Source organism: Mycobacterium farcinogenes, from assembly GCF_019739075.1.
Classification (GTDB): Bacteria; Actinomycetota; Actinomycetes; order Mycobacteriales; family Mycobacteriaceae; genus Mycobacterium; species Mycobacterium senegalense.
Genome location: NZ_CP081673.1, coordinates 2,882,160 through 2,900,210, shown reverse-complemented (window position 1 = coordinate 2,900,210; position 18,051 = coordinate 2,882,160). Strand labels below are relative to the sequence as shown.

19 protein-coding genes are annotated in these 18,051 nt (G+C 67.7%); 4 read left to right on the top strand and 15 right to left on the bottom strand.

Annotated elements, in window-relative coordinates; translation table 11 throughout:
• Window positions 1–26 precede the first annotated feature (26 nt).
• From K6L26_RS13720 to K6L26_RS13705, 4 genes are read right to left on the bottom strand one after another with little or no spacing between them, the layout of a single operon-like run.
• Window positions 27–419 carry a universal stress protein gene (locus tag K6L26_RS13720; RefSeq protein WP_064897381.1) on the bottom strand — a complete coding sequence of 131 codons (393 nt, stop codon included), beginning with the start codon at window positions 417–419 and terminating at the stop codon, window positions 27–29.
• A complete protein-coding gene (locus K6L26_RS13715; protein ID WP_036393971.1) occupies window positions 416–1,957 on the bottom strand; it encodes a tripartite tricarboxylate transporter permease in 1,542 nt (513 codons plus the stop codon). Before K6L26_RS13715 ends, K6L26_RS13720 begins: the two co-directional genes overlap by 4 nt.
• On the bottom strand, window positions 1,958–2,443 hold the full coding sequence (locus K6L26_RS13710) for a tripartite tricarboxylate transporter TctB family protein (RefSeq protein WP_019344102.1): 486 nt from the start codon (window positions 2,441–2,443) through the stop codon (window positions 1,958–1,960).
• Window positions 2,440–3,423 carry a Bug family tripartite tricarboxylate transporter substrate binding protein gene (locus K6L26_RS13705; RefSeq protein ID WP_043368032.1) on the bottom strand — a complete coding sequence of 328 codons (984 nt, stop codon included), beginning with the start codon at window positions 3,421–3,423 and terminating at the stop codon, window positions 2,440–2,442. The genes K6L26_RS13710 and K6L26_RS13705 overlap by 4 nt, the downstream gene beginning before the upstream one ends.
• A 67-nt stretch (window positions 3,424–3,490) precedes the next feature.
• Between K6L26_RS13705 and K6L26_RS13700 the strand changes: the two genes are divergently transcribed.
• From K6L26_RS13700 to K6L26_RS13685, 4 genes are all read left to right on the top strand, one after another.
• Entirely contained in the window at window positions 3,491–5,113 is a 1,623-nt protein-coding gene (locus K6L26_RS13700; RefSeq protein ID WP_076211659.1) for a sensor histidine kinase, read from the top strand.
• A complete protein-coding gene (locus K6L26_RS13695; RefSeq protein ID WP_019344105.1) occupies window positions 5,106–5,756 on the top strand; it encodes a response regulator in 651 nt (216 codons plus the stop codon). The genes K6L26_RS13700 and K6L26_RS13695 overlap by 8 nt, the downstream gene beginning before the upstream one ends.
• 94 nt (window positions 5,757–5,850) lie before the next feature.
• Window positions 5,851–6,573: a type 1 glutamine amidotransferase gene (locus K6L26_RS13690; RefSeq protein WP_221853260.1), complete on the top strand. Its 723-nt coding sequence runs from the start codon at window positions 5,851–5,853 to the stop codon at window positions 6,571–6,573.
• 46 nt (window positions 6,574–6,619) lie between these two features.
• Window positions 6,620–7,300: a phosphoribosyltransferase gene (locus K6L26_RS13685; RefSeq protein ID WP_221853259.1), complete on the top strand. Its 681-nt coding sequence runs from the start codon at window positions 6,620–6,622 to the stop codon at window positions 7,298–7,300.
• Here K6L26_RS13685 and K6L26_RS13680 read toward each other — a convergent pair.
• From K6L26_RS13680 to ftsW, 11 genes are all read right to left on the bottom strand, one after another.
• Window positions 7,297–7,671, bottom strand: coding sequence for a hypothetical protein (locus tag K6L26_RS13680; protein ID WP_221853258.1), 375 nt, complete (start codon window positions 7,669–7,671; stop codon window positions 7,297–7,299). The two genes, K6L26_RS13685 and K6L26_RS13680, sit on opposite strands and share 4 nt — an antisense overlap.
• A gap of 71 nt (window positions 7,672–7,742) precedes the next feature.
• Entirely contained in the window at window positions 7,743–8,561 is an 819-nt protein-coding gene (gene wag31 / locus K6L26_RS13675; RefSeq protein ID WP_019344109.1) for a DivIVA-like cell division protein Wag31, read from the bottom strand.
• 207 nt (window positions 8,562–8,768) lie between these two features.
• Complete coding sequence (locus K6L26_RS13670; RefSeq protein ID WP_019344110.1) at window positions 8,769–9,059, bottom strand: YggT family protein; 291 nt, start codon at window positions 9,057–9,059, stop codon at window positions 8,769–8,771.
• Between the two features lie 174 nt (window positions 9,060–9,233).
• Window positions 9,234–9,875, bottom strand: coding sequence for a cell division protein SepF (locus K6L26_RS13665; protein ID WP_036393961.1), 642 nt, complete (start codon window positions 9,873–9,875; stop codon window positions 9,234–9,236).
• The gene (locus K6L26_RS13660) at window positions 9,872–10,705 is read right to left on the bottom strand and encodes a YggS family pyridoxal phosphate-dependent enzyme (RefSeq protein WP_221853257.1); all 834 of its coding nucleotides are present in this window, start codon (window positions 10,703–10,705) and stop codon (window positions 9,872–9,874) included. Before K6L26_RS13660 ends, K6L26_RS13665 begins: the two co-directional genes overlap by 4 nt.
• 34 nt (window positions 10,706–10,739) lie before the next feature.
• Window positions 10,740–11,450 carry a peptidoglycan editing factor PgeF gene (pgeF, locus tag K6L26_RS13655; protein ID WP_076111650.1) on the bottom strand — a complete coding sequence of 237 codons (711 nt, stop codon included), beginning with the start codon at window positions 11,448–11,450 and terminating at the stop codon, window positions 10,740–10,742.
• A gap of 31 nt (window positions 11,451–11,481) precedes the next feature.
• The gene (gene ftsZ, locus K6L26_RS13650; RefSeq protein WP_036393955.1) at window positions 11,482–12,642 is read right to left on the bottom strand and encodes a cell division protein FtsZ; all 1,161 of its coding nucleotides are present in this window, start codon (window positions 12,640–12,642) and stop codon (window positions 11,482–11,484) included.
• Between the two features lie 191 nt (window positions 12,643–12,833).
• Entirely contained in the window at window positions 12,834–13,673 is an 840-nt protein-coding gene (locus tag K6L26_RS13645) for a cell division protein FtsQ/DivIB (RefSeq protein WP_230983558.1), read from the bottom strand.
• Window positions 13,674–13,777: 104 nt separating this feature from the next.
• Complete coding sequence (gene murC, locus K6L26_RS13640) at window positions 13,778–15,238, bottom strand: UDP-N-acetylmuramate--L-alanine ligase (protein ID WP_221853256.1); 1,461 nt, start codon at window positions 15,236–15,238, stop codon at window positions 13,778–13,780.
• Window positions 15,235–16,425, bottom strand: coding sequence for an undecaprenyldiphospho-muramoylpentapeptide beta-N-acetylglucosaminyltransferase (gene murG / locus K6L26_RS13635; protein WP_221853255.1), 1,191 nt, complete (start codon window positions 16,423–16,425; stop codon window positions 15,235–15,237). The genes murC and murG overlap by 4 nt, the downstream gene beginning before the upstream one ends.
• On the bottom strand, window positions 16,422–18,050 hold the full coding sequence (ftsW, locus tag K6L26_RS13630; protein WP_221853254.1) for a putative lipid II flippase FtsW: 1,629 nt from the start codon (window positions 18,048–18,050) through the stop codon (window positions 16,422–16,424). Before ftsW ends, murG begins: the two co-directional genes overlap by 4 nt.
• Window position 18,051 lies beyond the last annotated feature (1 nt).

Genomic DNA, 18,051 nt, shown 5'->3' with positions numbered 1-18,051 from the left:
GGACGGTAATCCCTGTTCAGGACGTGTTAGTGACGGTCGGGTTTGACCGCCAGCACCGGTTTCGGGCACTCCAGCAGCAGCTGTTGCGACACGCTGCCCAGCAACAGCTTGCCCACGGGGCTGCGGTGCCGGATGCCGATCACCAGCAACTCGGCGTCGTCGGCGTCCATCGCGTCGAGCAACTCGGTGGCCGCGTCCACGCCCACCGGCTGACGCAACTCGAACGGCACACCGCTCTCCCGCAGCCGCTCCTCGACATCGTGCACCTGGCCGGAGCCGGCGAACCGGGGATCCGCGTAGGCGTCACCCGCGGTCGCGTTGATCACCAGCAGGCTGGTGCCTCGCAAGGCAGCCTCGGCGATACCGTGTTCGACCGCGGCCACGCCGAACACGTCGGCGGAGTAGCCGATCACTATCATCTCTGGGCCGCCTTCTCCTGTTGATCAGCATCATCCTCGACGATCAGCAACGTCTCCTCGCTGCGGTGCATCAGCTTGAGCACCAACGGCATCAGCAACAGGATCGCCATGAGCACGTAGGTGACGATCGCGACAGGTTCGGTGAACAGGCTCGTCCAATCACCGCCGCCGAGTTGCAGGCTCTGACGCAGCTGACGTTCGATGCGTGGACCCAGGATGACCCCGATGATCAAGGGCAGCACCGGCAATCCGAACCGCCGCATCATCAGACCCAGCAGCCCGAAGACCAACAGCAGGGCCAGATCCAGCGGTTGCACGTTGACCGCTAGGGCGCCCAGCGTGGCGAAGAACAGAATGCCCGCGTAGAGGTACGGACGCGGAGTGCGCAGCAGCTTGGCCCACAGCGGCGCGAGCGGCAGATTGAGCACCAGAAGCAGGAAGTTTCCGATGAACAGGCTGGCGATCAGCGTCCAGATCAGCAGTGGTTCCTTCTCGAAAAGGGTTGGACCGGGCTGAATTCCGTAGGAGACGAACGCCGTCAGCATCACCGCCGCGGTGGCATTGGTGGGCAGGCCCAGCGACAGCATCGGCACCAGGGTGCCCGCCGCCGAGGCGTTGTTGGCGGCCTCCGGGCCGGCCACACCCTCGATGGCCCCCTTGCCGAACTCCTCGGGATGCTTCGAGAGCCGTTTTTCGGTGATGTAGGACAGGAACGTGGGCAGCTCGGCGCCGCCGGCCGGCAGCGCGCCGAAGGGGAATCCGTAAGCGGTGCCACGCAGCCACGGCTTCCAGGACCGGCCGAAGTCCTGCCGGCTCATCCACGGCCGCCCTACCGGGATCACGTCGGCCGGCCGGCGGCGCAGGTGTGCGGCCACCCACAGCGCCTCACCGAGCGCGAAGATCGCCACCGCGATCACCACGATGTCGATACCGTCGGACAACTGGGGCAGGCCGAACGTGGCGCGCGGCTGACCGGTCAGGAAGTCGATGCCGACGACGCCGATCGCCAGTCCGAGGAACAGCGAGATCGCGCCCCGCAGCTTGGAGGAACCCAGCACGGCGGTGACCGCGACCAGTGCGAACAGCATGATCGCCAGGTAGGAGGGTGCGCCGAGGGTCACCGCGAACCGGGATATCGGCGGCGCGAACGCGGCCAGTAGTGCGGTGCCGATCGCGCCCGCCACGAAGGAGCCGATCGCGGCGGTGGCCAGGGCCTGGGCGGCGCGGCCGGCTTTGGCCATCTTGTTGCCCTCGATCGCGGTGATCACCGACGAGGATTCACCTGGGGTGTTCAGCAGGATCGAGGTGGTCGATCCGCCATACATCCCGCCGTAGAAGATGCCGGCGAACATGATGAATGCCGCACTCGGGCTGACGTTGTAGGTCACCGGCAGCAGCAGCGCCACGGTCATGGCCGGGCCGATGCCCGGCAGCACACCTACCGCGGTGCCCAGCAACACACCGATCACGGCGTACAGCAGGTTCATCGGGGTTGCGGCCTCGGCGAACCCCTGAAGCAACCATTCGAAGTTGTTCATCTACAGAATCCCGTCCAGAATGCCTGCGGGCAGCGGGATTCCGAGCCCGGAGTAGAACGCATAGAAACTCGCCACCGACAGCACCGCGCCGATCACGAGGTTTCGGAGGTAATGACGGTTGCCCAGAATCGTTGCCGCACCGGCGAACAGCAGGGCACCGGTGATGGCCCAACCCAGAGGTTTGACCAGAACGATCACCAGGACGAACAGCCCGACCAGCAGGCCCACCGTGCGCCAGTCCCCCGGCATGTTCGGGTCGACGTCCTCACCGGCGTCGGCCTCGCCCACCGATCCGCGCGGGATGGCTAGCGCCAGGATGAGCGCGAGGACCATGAGCACGATCCCGATTCCCAGCGGAAACGCCCGCGGCCCAACGGGATCGACCTTGGCGAACCCGCTGGTCAAGGTGAGCGCGTCATAGATCAGGAATCCGCCGACGGCCGCCAGGACCGCACACACCAGATACTGGGCCTTGTCGACCTTCACAACAGCCCCAATTCGTTGAGCGTCGTCGAGACGCGCCGGTCCTGGTCCCGAAGGAACTGTTCGAAGTCCGCCCCGGTGCTGAACGCGTCACTCCAGCCGTTCTTGACCAGCGCGTCGCGCCACTGCTGGGTGCCGTGCAGATCGGTCAGTGCCCGCACCATCGCGTCCCTGGCCTCACCGGAAATACCTGGCGGCGCCAATATTCCGCGCCAGTTGGTGAAGGTGAGGTCGATCCCGGCCTCGGTCAGGGTGGGCGCATCGATCCCCTCGACCCGTTCGGCACCCGATACCGCCAGCACCCGAACCTGACCGGCCTCGATCTGGTCGACGAACTCGCCCAGCCCCGTGGTGCCCGCCGCGATCTTCTTGCCCAGCAGGGCCGTCAGCAGGTCGCCGCCGCCGTCGTAGGTGATGTAGTTGACCTTGCGCGGGTCCACTCCGACCGCCCGCGCGGTCTCCATCGGGAACAGGTGATCGGGCCCACCGGGTGAAGACCCGCCGCCGATCGTCACCTTGGCCGGATCAGCCTTCCACGCCGCGACCAGATCGCCGATGGTCCGGAATGGCGAATCCCCGGGCACCAGAATGCCTTCCTGCTCTTCGACCATCTTGGCCAGAGCCGTCGCGTCGGAAGCGCGCGCCGAGGAACCGTTGGTGTACACCGCTCCCACCACCCCGAGCCCCATCATCATCATGAGGTCGTCGTTGCCTTTTTCGTTCATCAGGCGCGCCATCGCCACGGTGCCGCCGGCCCCGATGACGTTGAACACCTCGATACGCCCGGTGATGTCGGTGTCCTCCATGACCTTCACCGCGGTACGCGCCGTCAGGTCGTAGCCCCCGCCGGGACTGTTGGGCACCATCATGCGCAGCCGGTGCAGGCCACGGGATTGGTCACCGCGGGTAACACCGCAGGCCGTCACCGCCATCACTGCTACTACGGCCACCATCAGCGCGGCGCCCAGACGTCGAAACCTCATGTTCAGCAATACTGGACCCCGGACGTGACGCAGGTCACGCATTCGGACGCAAAGGAAGTTTTGTACGTTGAGTTCACCGGCTGCGGGTTCACCGGTCGCGCGGGCCCGGTTGTTGCCGGGCAACACCTTGGCCGGACGCTTCCTGGTGTTCCAGCTGCTGGTGGTCGCGGTGGTCCTGATCGCGGTGGCCGCGGTGTCGGTCGCCCAATCGGCCCGGGAATTCCGGGACGTCCGCGGTCAGCGGATGATCGCTGTCGCCGAGAACATGGCCTCCACACCGATCGTCCGGGACCGCTATGACGACCCGTTCGCCGCGCAGGTGCTCGCACCCGAAGTCGACCGCGCGGTGGCCCTCTCGGGCGCTGATCTGGCCGAGATCGCCGATCCGGCCGGGATTGTGCGCGTGTCGTCCGATCCCGCGCGTGTCGGACAACGCCTCGACCTGCGCGCCACCCTGGCCGACGAAGGCCGCGCCTGGTCCGGCGACATCGACGTCGAAGGCACGCATCGGTTGGTGGGCCAGGTACCCGTCCTGGCGACCGACGGTGCGGTGCTGGCGATCGTCTCGGTCAGCGAGCGCTACCCGTCAGTGTGGGAGTTGTTGGGCGGCGCCGGCGAACGGCTGCTGATCTATCTCGGGCTGGGCGCCGCGCTCGGGATGCTGGCGTCATGGCTGCTGTCGCGTCGCATCAACCGCCACACCCGTGGGCTGGACATCGCCGAGCTCGCCAGCCTGGCCGATCACCGGGAAGCCCTGCTGCACAGCATCCGTGAGGGTGTGGTGGCGGTGAACAACGAGGGGTTCATCACGGTGATCAACGACAGCGCATCCGATCTACTGGGCATCGGCGCCGACGCGGTGGGACACCGGGCCGACGAGGTCGGCCTGGAACCCGCGGTGGTGACATTCCTGTTGTCCGGTGGGGGAAATCGCGCCGACGGCTCCGACGTGGTGATCACCACCCGCACCCGGGTGCTGGCGCTCAATCGCCGCGCGGCCCGCAGCCAGGGCAGGAGCATCGGTACCGTGACCACCATGCGCGACAGTACCGAGCTGGCCGCCCTGCAGGCACAACTGTCCTCCCACCGCAGCGTGACCGACACACTGCGGGCGCAGACCCACGAGTTCTCCAATCAGCTGCACACCATCTCCGGTCTGGTGCAGCTGGGCGAATTCGACGCGGTGCGAGACGTGGTGGGCACCCTGACCCGACGTCGAGCCGAGATCAACGAGGCTGTCACCCAACATGTTTCCGACCCCGCTGTGGCCGCACTGCTGATCGCCAAGACATCACTGGCCGCCGAGAGCGGGGTCACCCTCGCCCTGACCGACGACAGCCATCTCAGCGCACTCGCCCCGGCCCTGGCCACAGACGTGATCACATTGCTGGGCAACCTGATCGACAATGCCGTCGACGTGTCGGTCGGCTCGGCGGACGCCCGGGTGAGCGTCCGCATCGACGACTCGGCCGGGTTGACTTTGGCCGTCTCCGATTCGGGACCCGGTGTGCCCGAACATCTTCGGGAATCGATTTTCTCTCGGGGCGTCACCTCCAAGGCTCAGGTGCCCGGCGGCAGGGGCATCGGGTTGGCCCTGGTGCGCCTGGTGACCGCTCAGCACGGTGGCAACGTCGAAGTCAGCGACGCACCCGGCGGCGGCGCCCTGTTCGTGGTGCGGCTCAATGCGTGACGTACTCGTCGTCGACGACGACTTCATGGTGGCCGAGATACATCGCCGCTTCGTCGACCGGGTCGACGACTACCGCACGGTGTCGGTGGCGCACAACGGAACCGAGGCCCTCGCCGCCGCCGCCCGATACCTACCCGACCTGATTCTGCTCGACGTCTACCTACCCGACATGACCGGGTTGGAGGTGCTCCGACGGTTGCGCGCCGAAGGCAACCGAGTCGGGGTCATCATGGTGACCGCCGCGCGCGAACTCGACACCGTGCGCGGCGCGCTGGACGGCGGGGCCGCCGACTACCTGGTCAAACCCTTCGAATTCGATCAACTGCGGGCCAAGCTGGTGACCTTCGCCACGCGCGCCGAGGCGCTGGCGGGCGAAGGCGGTGCCGATCAATCGACCATCGATGCCCTGTTCGGCGGCCCGGCCGCCACCCTGCCGAAGGGCCTGGGCGCCGAGACCGGCCGTGTGGTGATGGAGGCGGTCCGCAACGCAGGCGAGGTTTCGGCCTCCGAATGCGCTGAGCTGGTGGGCATTTCACGGGTCAGTGCGCGGCGTTACCTGGAGTACTACCTGGGCACCGGGGCCCTGGAACTGCGGTTGCAGTACGGTGCCGGCCGCCCCGCGCGACGCTACCGAGCCAGGTGAGCACCCGAGCCTTGCGCGGATCGCCGAATCGGCCTGAAGGTCCAAAAAGTGGACCTGAAATGACGTCGTCGGCAGATACCGAAATAATGGCGGTGTGACATCGAAGGTTCTGTTCCTCCGCAACGACTGCACGGCCACCGAGGCCATGCTGGCCGATGCCTTCACCGGATGCGGATTCGACATCGAGACGTTCGACGTCGTCGCTCCTGGGCAGGCCGACCATCCCGCCGGTCCGGCGACCTTCCCCGACCCCACGGACTATGACGTGATCGTTCCGCTGGGCGCCCGCTGGGCGGTCTACGACCAGGCTCTGGTCGACAGCTGGGTGGGAGCCGAGATGGCCATGGTGCGCCGCGCGGTGGAGTCCGGGGTCGGGGTACTCGGCGTGTGCTTCGGCGGCCAACTCATCGCGCAGGCTCTCGGCGGAAGCGTCAGCAGATCACCCGTGCCCGAGATCGGGTGGTACGACGTGGCCAGCAGCGATGGGCAACTGGTCCCCGGCGGCCGATGGTTCCAGTGGCATTTCGACCGCTGGACCGTGCCGCCCGGGGCCACCGAGATCGCCCGCACACCCGACGCCTCACAGGCATTCGTCCTGGGCACGGCACTGGCCCTGCAGTTTCACCCCGAGCTCGATTCGGACCTGCTGGAAGTCTGGTTGACCCACGACCGCGACGGCGAGGTGGCCGGAACCGGACGCAGCCATGACGAATTACGCTTGCAAACAAAGGAATTCGTCGACGATGCGGCCGACCGTCTGAGCGCACTGGTCCGCGGCTTCCTGAACCGGGTGGTCCGGGCCGAGCCGTCGACGTAGGCTGGCAGGAGCCGGCAGAAAACGCCGAGTGCCGGCGACAGTGTTTATGAACGCCTGGAGTCTGCGAACCGGCAGAGATCGCATCTACCAGGACCGCCACGAAGCGGGCCGGGTCCTGGCCGAACAACTGGTGTCCTATCGGGACCGGCCCGACGTGCTCGTCCTGGGGCTGGCCCGCGGCGGGGTCCCGATCGCCGCGGAAGTCGCCTCCCACCTGCATGCACCGCTGGACGTCTTCGTGGTCCGCAAGCTGGGCGTACCGCAGTGGCAGGAGCTCGCCATGGGTGCGGTGGCCTCGGGAGGCGGACTGGTACTGAACGACGCCCTGGTGAACCGCCTCGGCATCGACGACGACACCCTCACCGAGACCATCCGGCGCGAAACCGCCGAGATCGAGCGCCGCGAACAGGCCTATCGCGGCGGCCGAGCCGCCCCTGAGCTCGCCGGTAGAACGGTGATCCTGGTCGATGACGGTATCGCCACCGGCGCCACGATGCTGGCCGCCGTCCGCGCGGTGCGGGCGGCCGAGCGCGTGGTGGTGGCGGTACCGGTCGGCCCGGCGACGCTGAGCAGTCAGCTACAGGACGAGGCCGACGAGGTGGTGTGCACCAGTACCCCCGCCGCGTTCGAAGCGGTCGGCCAAGCATTCGTGGACTTCCACCAGGTCAGCGACGAAGAGGTGCGCCGCCTGTTGGCCGAGTCCACCGCGGACCCAGGACAGGCCTAGTTCTTGTGGCGCTCGGCGGAGTCGTCGGCTTCGACGTCCACATCCGCGGCGTCGGACTCCACGGCGACATCGGATTCAGGCTCGGCGACCAACTCGTCGGGGTAGTCGACCGGCTCATCCACCGCGTCGAAGGTGTCCGTCGTCGCGGTCGCGTCGGCCTCAGCCGCGGAGTCGGAAGCCACCACGGTGTCCTCACCGTCGCCGGACTTCGTCCCGCGCGAGCGTTCCCGCAACGCGTCGACGATCAGCAGCAGCACACCGATCACGCTGGCACCGATACAGACCCAGGCGATCACCTCATTGCTGGTGACGACCGCGGTCACCAGCGCTGCCAGGCCGATGACGGCAAGCACGAGCGCAATGATCAACATCGTTCAACCCTAAGTGTGGTGGCCCGGGACCGGGCCGGTTCACGACAGTGCGAGGAGGTCAGCCGTGCCGGTCAGTTGTTGCCGCGGTTGAACTGGCTGAAACCACCAGCCGAGTCGTTGTTGGCACTGGAATCCACCGGTGCGGCCGAGCCGCGCTGGCCCAGCTCTTCCAGCTGAGACTCCAGATAGGTCTTCAGGCGGGTCCGGTACTCACGCTCAAACGTGCGGAGCTGCTCGAGGCGACCTTCCAGGACCGTGCGCTGCTGGTTGATCGTGCCCATGATCTCGGAGTGCTTACGCTCGGCGTCGGCCTGCAGGGCGTCGGCCTTCTCCTGGGCCTGACGCAGCTGGGTCTCCGAGCGGGTCTGGGCATCGGCCAGCATGGCGTCGGCACGGGTCCGGGCCTCCGAGACCGTGGTCTCGGCGGTCTTGCGGGCATCGCTGACCATGGCGTCAGCCTGGGCCCGGGCATCCGAGAGCAACTTCTCCGACTCGGCCTTGGCCGTCGAGGTCAGACGATCGGCGGTGTCCTGCGCCAGGCTGAGCACCCGCGCGGCACGTACGGCGGTGTCTTCGCTGGGCGGCGCGGCAGGGGCGGCCGGCGCCGGGGCCTCGTACACCGGCTGGGGCGCCGGGGTGGGCTCGGGCTCGGGCTCGTACAGCGGGATGGACTGGGTGGACGAAGCGCCACCGCCGGCCCGTGCCGATGCCAGTTCCTGATCGAGCTCGGACACGCGCTGCCGAAGATCGGCGTTTTCCTCGATGAGCCGAGTCAGCTCGTTCTCAACCAGATCGAGAAAGGCATCGACCTCGTCCTCGTTGTAGCCACGTTTGCCGATGGGCGGCTTGCTGAACGCGACGTTATGGACGTCCGCTGGTGTGAGCGGCATTGTCTGCCCCCTTGAAGTCTTGGACCGTCAACCGATGTCAAAGTGTAAAGCCTTGCTTGATCGCAACTGGAGTCCATCCTGTCACACCAGACCCGGCGGTTGCAGTGGAGGCCTATTTTTAAGAACGAATTTCAATCTTCTTACGCAATTGTGGACCATTCGGCAAACGGTGAGATCGAGCCTTCGTCCACCGCTCGCGGCGACGGTCTACATGGCCGCGCTGAACGCCAATTGCATCCCGATGAACGCCGCGAGCAGCAGCACCATGATCGACAGGTCGAAGCGCACGGCGCCTATCGTGAGCTGGGGAATGAGCCGCCGAAGCAGTTTCACCGGCGGATCGGTCACGGTCATGATGAGCTCGAGCACGACGACGGTCAGCCCCTTGGGATGCCAGTCACGGCTGAAGGACCGGATGAACTCGACGACGACGCGCGCGATCAGCAGAAGCCAGAAGATGAACAGCGCGAAACCGAGAATTTCGAAGAACAGCGACAACTGAGCCGACCTCACTACGCACAGGGTTGTGTGACATTGGATACAGGTCGCCGTAGGCCGGACACATCTCACACAGATGACGTGGTCAGCCGGTAGTGCGACGCCGCCAGCCTACCCGGGCACGTTATGCCCGGCGGTGTACGTGCGGCGGCGTCGCCGTCCTGGTGCAGGGCCCTACTGGTAGGCGTAGAAGCCGGCCTCGGCGATCCGGCGCCGCTGCTCGGCACTGACATCGACGTCAGCGGGCGACAACAGGAACACCTTGGTGGCCACCTTGTCGAATGAGCCGCGCAGCGCGAACGCCAGACCGGCCGCGAAGTCGACCAGACGCTTGGCGTCGGCGTTGTCCATCGAGACCAGGTCCATGATCACGGGGGTGCCGTCGCGGAACCGTTCTCCGATGGTGCGGGCCTCGCTGTAGTCCTTGGGTCGCAGCGTGGTGATCTTGGCCAGCGGGCTGCCCGCCTCGAACAGCTCGGCCATCCGGCGCGGGTCCATTGCCAGCGAGCCGCGGGTGGATCCGGCCAGCGCACCCAGACGCGGTGCGGGACGGTCGAATTCGCGGGGGCCGCGCATCCGGGCATCGAACCGCTGCTCATCGGCGAAACCGCCGCCCGGGTAGCCGCCGCGGTAGGCCGGGCCCTCGTCGTACTCGGGGGCCTCATAGCCGTAGCCGTCTTCTTCGAAGCGCTCCTCACGGGGCCGCCGGGCGTAGCTGCGGGCAGCTCCGCGGTCGTCGTCCTCGTAGTACTCGTCGTCGTAGTCCTCCATCGGCGCCATGCCGAAGTAGGCCTTGACCTTGTGCAGTGTGCTCATCTCGGCGACCCTTCTGCTGACGATGGGGGTGGTGGTGTCTGTGATGAAGATGTGACTGGTGTGACTACTTCCGGTGACGTTAGCGGGCGTTGCCCCATGAGCGCGGTACCGACACGCACACACGTGGATCCGTGTTTGACCGCGCTTTCGAGATCTCCGGACATCCCCGCCGACAGTTCGAGGCGGTGCTGGTAGTGGCGTTGCACGCGGTCACGTTCGGCGGCCAGCCGGGCGAATGCGTCGTCTGGATCCCATTCCAGGGGCGGGATTCCCATCAGGCCGACGAACTCCAGCGCCTCGGCCGTGTTCGCTGACCCACAGATTTCGTCGACGAGATCGGAGGCATTCACGTCGACCCCGCCCCGCTCGGTGTCCCCGTCGAGACTGATCTGGATGTAGACCCGCAGCGGCTGGGCCCGCGCGCCGGTGCCCAAAGCTTCGCCCGCAGCCCGATCCAACGCGGTCAGCAGGCGCATGCTGTCGACCGAGTGCGCGGTGTGCGCCCAGCCGGCGACGGCGCGGGCCTTCTTGCGCTGTATGCGCCCCACCATGTGCCAGCGAATCGGCACGTCCGGTAATTCCGCGTGAACAGTTCGCACTTTTTCGGCTGCCTCTTGTTCGCGGGATTCACCAAATGCGAGGCACCCTAATTGATTGAGAATAATGACATCGGTAGCCGGAAAGTATTTCGTAATGGGGAGCAATTCGATTTCATTGACATTTCGCCCGACCGATTCCGCGGCCCGAGCCAGACGTGCCCGCGCCGCACCGAGCGCGGCGGTCAACTCGGCCGTCCGATCGGCGTCACGCCCGCGCTGCACGGTGCTCATCTAGCCCTCACTCCAGGCTCGTTCTCCGGTTTGTTCACCGGGGCTGCTCCATCCACACCACACTCGCCAGACGCCCGGTCGGTGCACCGCGGCGATGGCTGAACAGCGCGCGGTCGGCGACCGTGCACCGCGGGTCCACGTCGATCGCGGTGACGCCCAAAGCCGTTAGCTGCCGGGCGATTCCGGCTCGGAGATCCAGTCCGGGCGTGCCGCGTGAGGTGGTGGTACGCGATCCGGGCAGGACGGCCTCCACCTCGGCGGCCATCTGCTCGGGCACCTCGTAGTTGGCACCGCTGACAGCCGGCCCGAGCAGCACCGAGATATCCCCGACGTGCGCACCGGCGGCCTGCATCGCCTCCACGGTCCTGACCACGATGCCCTTCTGCGCGCCCACCCTCCCGGCATGGACGGCCGCGACGACTCCGGCGCGGGCATCGCCCATTAATACCGGCACGCAATCGGCGGTCACCACGGCCAATGCCAAACGGGGCGTCGTCGTCACCAATGCGTCGGCATTATCGACCGCGGTGTCGCGCGGACCGTCCACCATGACGACGTGATCGCTGTGCACCTGATTCATCCAGACCAGCGCATCGGCGCCCACCGCGGCAGCCAATCGCCGCCGGTTCTGCGCCACCGCCCGCGGATCGTCGCCCACGTGGTCGCCCAGATTGAACGAGTCGAAGGGCGGGGCCGAGACGCCGCCGGCACGGGTGGTCGTCACCCGTCGAATACGAACACTCACGTTCCCAGTATCCGAACCCGCCGGGCCCGGCTCAGTGCCGCATGAAGGGCGGCACGTCGACATCGTCGTCGGCGATCCCGCCGTCTCCGTCGCCACCCACACTCACGGTGGCGCCATTCGTGTGTGCCGGCACGCTCACCGCGTCCGTCGGTTCGAACAGCGAGGTGGTCACCTTGCCGGCGCGCCCCGAGGCGATCGGCTGGGTCTGCGCCGCGCTCGGACTGACCACCGGCTTTCGGCTCGGACCGGCGCTGTCGAAGCCGGCTGCGATCACCGTGACCCGAACCTCGTCGCCGAGCGAATCGTCGATCACCGTGCCGAAGATGATGTTGGCCTCGGGATGCGCTGCGTCCTGAACCAGTGAGGCGGCCTCGTTGATCTCGAACAGACCCAGGTCGCTGCCACCGGCCACCGACAGCAGCACGCCCTGGGCCCCTTCCATCGAGGCTTCCAGCAGCGGCGAGTTGATCGCGATTTCGGCAGCCTTGAGGGCACGGCCGTCACCGCGCGCCGAGCCGATACCCATCAGCGCCGTGCCCGCCCCGCTCATCACACCCTTGACGTCGGCGAAGTCGACGTTGATCAGACCGGGTGTGGTGATCAGGTCGGTGATGCCCTGAACACCGTTGAGCAGCACCTCATCGGCACTGCGGAACGCGTCCATCAACGACACCGCGGCGTCGCCCATCTGGAGCAGACGGTCGTTGGGAATGACGATGAGCGTGTCGCAGCTTTCGCGCAACGCCTGGATTCCGTTCTCGGCCTGGTTGCTTCGCCGCTTGCCCTCGAACGAGAACGGTCGCGTCACCACACCGACGGTGAGCGCGCCGAGCTTGCGCGCGATCGATGCGACGACGGGTGCGCCACCGGTTCCGGTGCCGCCGCCTTCGCCTGCCGTGACGAACACCATGTCGGCGCCGCGCAGCAGCTCCTCGATGTCATCCTTGGCGTCCTCGGCGGCCTTGCGGCCCACTTCGGGATCGGCACCTGCGCCGAGGCCGCGGGTGGAATCGCGGCCCACGTCGAGCTTGACGTCGGCGTCGCTCATCAAGAGCGCCTGTGCGTCGGTGTTGATAGCGATGAACTCGACCCCTTTGAGGCCCTGTTCGATCATCCGGTTGACGGCGTTGACACCGCCGCCACCGATACCAACCACCTTGATTACCGCTAGGTAGTTATGCGGGGGGGTCATCGATCGTCTTCCTCCCAGGTCGGGTGTTCATGGCCGCCGAACCCTCGTCCTGCAAACCCTCAACCTCAACCATAGGCTTAGAGTTATGTCAAGTAGTTCCGCGCAAACAGAACGGTAGGGGGCCGACGGCGGTGATCGCGGCAGGCGCGCCGACGCGCCGCGCGGCAATTTCTCCGGTTCTCGCCGACGGGCTACTTGACCGTGGGCAGATCCGGGCTGGACACGTCATAGGTATGGCCGGGCTGGGTCAAAAGCGCAGCCAGCTTCAGCGCCTTCTCGTCGGTCCGGTCGTTGGTGCCCCACACCACAACCCGACCGTCGGTGAGCGTCAACGCGATCGACGCGACCGACGGGGCCGCGATCCGGCCGACCTGGGCCACGACGTCCGGCGGCAGCGCCAGCATCACCTCGAGAGCGGCCTTGGTCGCCGGGTCGGTCGGGCCGGGGTTGTCGGCATCGAGGTACGGCAGGGTCGGCGGTGGCGGCTCGGTCGCGAAATCGACGCCGTCGCGGTCGAACAGATGCGGGCCGTCCGGATAGTCCTTGACCACGACCGGCACCCGCTCGACGACCGTGATCCGCAAGGTCGAGGGATATTCACGCTGGACCCGGGCCGTGGCGACCCGCCGAATCGTGGCCACCCGCTCGGCGACGGCATCGGTGTTCACCTGTAACAGCGGCGTTCCCGGCGCCACCGCGGCGGCGGCGAGCACCTGCTCGGCAGGCACCGCGACCGCACCGCTGACCGCCACATCGCGCGCCGACATCAGTGGTGTGAAGTACAGAACCAGACCCAGCGCCACCGCGACCACACTCGCCAGCGCTGACCACAGCAGGATCTTCAGGCCGCGAATAGTGCTGCGGGGCACTGCTTTCGGAGCGTCCGCGGACTGCCCGACAACCTTGCGCTTGGCTTCACGGCGGGCATTTTCGATCGCCACCGCGCGGTCCCGCGCCGCCCGGCGCTCAGCCCGCTCACGCCGCGCGCGGCGGCGGGGCCCTTCGTAGTCAGGCTCCGCCGCGGGCGGCACATCCGAACCTGCCGCTGACGGGGCATCAGATCCGGCCGAGCCGGATGTGGAAGCCTCGCCGGGAACTTCGGCCACGTCCTCGGGACCGTCAGAACCCGTCTCGGTCACGGCATCTCCGTGGGAGGACGGCCCGGAGCGGTGCGATTCTCCTTGATACCGAGCTCGGTGATGATTTCCTTGCCCAGCATGGTCACGTCGCCGGCGCCCATGGTGAGCACCACGTCGCCGGGACGCGCCGCGGCCGCCACCACGGCGGCGACCGCCGAGAAGTCCGGAACGTAGGTGACCGGCGCACTCACGTGCTCGGTGACCGTGGCGCCACTGATACCGGGCAGCGGTTGCTCACGCGCACCATAGACGTCGAGCACGAAGACTTCGTCGGCCGCACTCAGCGCCGCACCGAACTCCGTCGCGAAAGTCGCTGTACGCGAATACAAATGCGGCTGAAACGCGACAATCACGCGGCCAGCGGTCTGGTCGACAACGGTGCGGGCCGCCTCGAGAGTGGCCCGTACCTCGGTGGGGTGGTGCGCATAGTCGTCGAAGACCCGGACGCCGCCGAGCGAACCCACCAGCTCGAAACGCCGCCGCACCCCTTCGAATCCGGCCAGCCCGTCGAGAACGGCCTCGGCAGGTGCGCCCACCTCGACAGCGGCCAGCAGCGCGGCCAGCGCGTTGAGCGCCATGTGCCGGCCGGGTACCGCGAGCCGGATCGCGCGCGGGTGCGGCTCTCCGGCAAGCTGGATATGGGCCACCGCACCGGTCCCCTGCTGCTCCCAGCTCAGCAAGGTGCCGGCGAGCTCAGCGCCGGGCGTGCTGCCGTACCGCAACACCCGGATCCCCAGTGCCTCAGTGTGTTCGGCCAGCGCAGCGGCGCCGGGATCATCGGTGCACACGACCAGGGCGCCGCCCGGGGCGATGCGGTCGACGAACGCCGAGAACACCGCGGTATAGGCCTCTTCGCTGCCGAAGAAATCCAGATGGTCGGCCTCGATGTTGGTGACCACCGCGACGTTCGGGGTGTACTCCAGCAGCGAGCCGTCACTTTCGTCGGCCTCGGCGACAAAGCAGGTGCCGCTGCCGTGATGAGCATTGGTCCCGGCCTCGCCCAACTCACCGCCCACGGCGAAAGACGGATCGAATCCACTGTGCTGCAACGCCACGATGAGCATCGAGGTGGTGGTGGTCTTGCCGTGGGTACCCGTCACCATCAACGTGGTGTAACCGGCCATGAGCTTGGCCAGCACCACCGGACGCAGGATCACCGGAATGCCGCGGCGCCGGGCCTCGACCAGTTCGGGATTGGTCTTGGGGATCGCGGCGTGGGTGGTGACCACCGCGGTCGGGCCGCCCGGCAGCAGATCCAGCGACGACGCGTCGTGGCCGATTCTGATCTCGGCACCACGCGCGCGCAGGGCGACCACGCCCCGCGATTCCTTGGCGTCCGACCCGGACACCAGGCCACCGCGGTCCAGCAGGATGCGGGCCACACCCGACATCCCGGCTCCCCCGATCCCGACCATGTGCACCCGCTGCAATTCGGCCGGAAGTGAATTACCGTTCACTGCAGCCTCTTTCGTTGATCGCGGGCGATATCGAGGGCGACCTGTGCCACCCGCCTCGCGGCATCGGGGTGACCGGACAGCGAAGCGGCCGACGTCATCGCCGCCAGGCGCGCATCGTCGGTCATCAGGCTCGCGACGGTATCGGCCACGAACTTCCCGGTGAGCTCGGCATCGTCGACGACGATGCCGCCGCCGGCCGACACCACCGGCAGCGCGTTGAGCCGCTGCTCACCGTTTCCGATCGGCAGCGGGACATAGACCGCCGGCAGTCCGACGGCCGTCACTTCGGCCACCGTCATCGCCCCGGAACGGCAGATCGCCAGGTCTGCCGCCGCGTAGGCCAGGTCCATCCGGTCCAGGTAGGGCACCGCGACATACGGCGGCGCCCCCGCCGCGGCCGGCGGCAGGTCGAGCGTGTTCTTCGGCCCGTGCGCGTGCAGTACCGAAATGCCCGCGGCGCCAAGGGCTTCAGCCGCCGATGCCACCGCACGGTTGATCGACTGCGCACCCTGCGACCCGCCGAACACCAACAGCACCTTGGCGTCCGGGGCGAACCCGAAGAATGCCCTGGCCTCGGCCCGCAAGGCGGCTCGGTCCAGTGAGGTGATCGCCGCACGCACAGGCACCCCGACCACCTCGACCTTGCGCAGCCCCGGCTCGGGCACCGCCGAAAGCACCCGGCGCGCCGATACCGCGCCGACCCGATTGGCCAGGCCCGCGCTGGCGTTCGCCTCGTGCACCACCACCGGGACCGCGCGACGGCGACCGCGCAAACCGAAGCCGCCGCGGGCGGCCAGATAGGCGGGCAGTGCCACGTAGCCGCCGAAACCGATCACCACGTCGGCCTCGACACCGGCCAGGACCGACCGGGTCTGACGAATCGCGGTGCGCACCCGCAGCGGCAACCGCACCAGGTCGCCCGACGGCTTGCGCGGCAGCGGCACCGGGGTGATCAGCTCAAGGTCATAGCCGCGCTGCGGCACAAGTCGGGTTTCCAGCCCGCGGGCAGTTCCCAGAGCGGTGATCCGCACCTGCGGGTCGAGTTCGCGGAGCGCGTCGGCCACCGCCATGGCCGGCTCGACGTGACCTGCGGTGCCGCCACCGGCAAGAACGACGGATATCCCCCGGTCGCTGTGCTCCCGCCCCCGAGGACCAGGTACTCCGCGGTCCGTCTTACCTTCGCTCACCCGTAACGCTGACCTTCCAAAGTTCGGGCCCGTTGCCCCTGTTTCCGCTGGCCTGCAGGATATCTGACCAAGGAACCACGGGCCCCGGCCGGCTGCTGGCCGGTAGCGCGGCCCGACCGGCGCACCGGACGGTCCGCGGTGTGCGGCGACCGGCGCCCGCCCGATTGCCTGGCCCGAGTTTGTTTGGCCCTGACCTGCTTGTCCACTTTCTTGGCGGCCGGCTTCACACCCGCCTTGCCGTTGGGCTTGCCCGCGCTGCGCGGCGAGGACTTCCGGCGGTCGTGCAGCCGGTTGCGGGCGACCTCCAGGCGGGTCGGGACGTAGGGCTCGGGCAACGGCAGCCGCAGCAGCCGGTTCATCCGGTCGTCGCGGCCGGCGCGCAACGCCGCCACGGCCTCGGGTTCGTGCCGGGCCGCGTTGGTGATCAGGCCCATCATCAGAAGCGTTGTGGCCTGCGAAGATCCACCGGCCGAGATCAACGGCAGCTGCAGGCCGGTGACCGGCAGCAGACCCACCACATAGCCGACGTTGATGAACATCTGGCCGACGATCCACAGCGTGGTGGTGGCGGTGAGCAGTCGCAGGAACGGATCGGCCGAGCGGCGGGCGATCCGCATTCCGGTGTACGCGAACAACCCGAACAGCGCCAGCAAACCGACCGCGCCGACGAATCCCAGCTCCTCGCCGATGATGGCGAAGATGAAGTCGTTGTGCGCGTTGGGCAGATAGTTCCACTTGGCGGTGCCCTGGCCGAGCCCGTCGCCGAAGATGCCGCCGTTGGCCAGGGCGAACCGCGCCTGCCGGGACTGATAGCCGATGCCCTGACCGTCGGCAGCCGGGTCGAGCCAGGACTGCACCCGATCCGACCGGTAGCCCGCCGACACCGCGAGCACCGCCGCCGCCAACACCGCGGCCACCAGCGAGGACAGGAACACCCGCAGCGGCAGGCCCGCATACCAGAGCAGGCCCAGCAGGATGATGCTCAGCGAAACGGTCTGACCCAGGTCGGGCTGGGCGACGATCAATGCCAGCGCGATCACCGCGGCGGGCACCAGCGGGATCAACATCTCGCGCAGCGAGGCCCGCTCCATGCGCCGGGCGGCCAGCAGATGTGCGCCCCAGATGGCGAACGCGATCTTGGCGAGCTCCGAGGGTTGCATCGAAAACCCGGCGACGACGAACCAACCGCGGGAACCGTTGGCCACCTTGCCGATTCCCGGGATGAGCACCAGCACCAACAAGACGATCGTGAAGGCGAACCCGGGGAACGCGATGCGGCGCAGGGTCCGCACCGAGATCCGCAGCGCCAGGTAGAACGCGATCAGCCCGACCACGGTCCACATCACCTGGCGGCCGAACACCGCCCACGGCGACCCGTCGAAGTCATAGGAGTACACCCCCGACGCCGACAGCACCATGATGAGCCCCAGCGTCGTGAGCAACGCGGTGACCGCGATGATGAGGTGGAACGACGTCATCGGGCGGCCCAGCCACACACCGAACCGGGTGCGCGGCGTGGCGGACGCTGAGGTGGGGACCGCCTCGGCCGATCCGTCCTCGGCAGCGGCGGTATCGCCGGTTGCCTCGCCGCCACGGCTGCGCAACCGGGCCAGGATGCCGGCCATC